2 protein-coding genes are annotated in these 1,191 nt (G+C 66.5%); both read right to left on the bottom strand.

Annotation, left to right across the window (positions count from 1 at the left end; all coding sequences use genetic code 11):
* Window positions 1-170: LLM class flavin-dependent oxidoreductase (locus HUS56_RS01645; RefSeq protein ID WP_173921682.1), on the bottom strand; the 170-nt coding region annotated here is incomplete at its 3' end.
* Between the two features lie 55 nt (window positions 171-225).
* Window positions 226-1,191 (bottom strand): cytochrome b/b6 domain-containing protein (locus HUS56_RS01650; protein ID WP_254431236.1); only part of this gene is annotated, 966 nt, incomplete at its 5' end.

Genomic DNA, 1,191 nt, shown 5'->3' on the forward strand with positions numbered 1-1,191 from the left:
ATCCACGCCAACGAGAACGGCGCATGCCCACCCCGATGCCGCCACGGCTGGAAATGATCACTCGTCCACACCGACTCCAACCCATGACCCTCAGCCGCCACCGCGATCTCCACCAACTCCCGCGGCGAAAACTGCTCCGCCGAAGCCTTGAACCCGAGTGTGAGCGTCATGAAGTTCCCTTCCGATCAGCCAGACGAGCCACTGCCTCCGCGGAACCGATCCTCATCAGCGGGCGCTGACCTTGCCGGTGAGTTTCGCGATCTGGGCGAGCAGGAATGGTCGGGCGGCGATCCAGCCGCCCACGATGACGATCAGTGAGGCGAAGAAGATCCAGAATCCCGCCCAGTTCACGACGTCGGTGCCGCCGTACATGTGGTTCAGGTTGCGCAGCGCCCCGGTCGCGAAGACGAGGGCGACGTGCACGATGATGAACGCGACGAAGTAGAGCATCACCGGGAAGTGGATCGCCCGCGCCCACTCGACCGGGTAGATCCGGTTCAGGGTCTTCGCGTTCTTCGGCCACAGCCCCGACATCCGCACGCCGGTGGCGGCGGCGAGGGGCGCCGCGATGAACACCGTGATGAAGTACATGAGCTGCTGCAGGCTGTTGTAGTTCGCCCAGCCGTTCTCGGTCGGCCAGTCCAGCGACAGGTACTGCAGCCCCGCCGAGATCGCGTTCGGGAACACCTCCCAGCTGGTCGGCACGATCCGCATCCAGTGCCCGGTGACGAACAGCAGCACCACGAACACGACGCCGTTCAGGAGCCAGAGGATGTCGAGCGACTGATGGAACCACAGGGCGAGGCTGATCTTGCCCTGCCCGTTCTTCGACCACCGCGGCGTCCAGTACGCGCTCGGCTTCTTCTCGGTGCGCACCTGCAGGCCCGACCGGATGATCAGCACGATCAGGAACACGTTGAAGAAGTGCTGCCACTGCACCCACGCCGGGAACCCCGGTTCGGCGCCCTCGGGCAGGTGATACTCGCCCGGGAACGCGGCCAGGAAGTCGCGGCCGACCGGCGAGCTCAGGAACCAGGACGCGCCGATGACCGCGACCGTGGCGATGAGCAGCAGCCCGAAGCCGCCGACGAGCGCGGTGCCGAGCAGTCCGCCGCGGGAGTACGCGTCCAACCGTCCAGGCTCCTTCGTGGGCGCCGCGGCCGGTCGAGAACGAGCCGGCGCCCACGAAGG

It is taken from the genome of Agromyces sp. Marseille-P2726 (genome assembly GCF_902809835.1).
In the GTDB taxonomy this organism is placed as follows: Bacteria; Actinomycetota; Actinomycetes; order Actinomycetales; family Microbacteriaceae; genus Agromyces.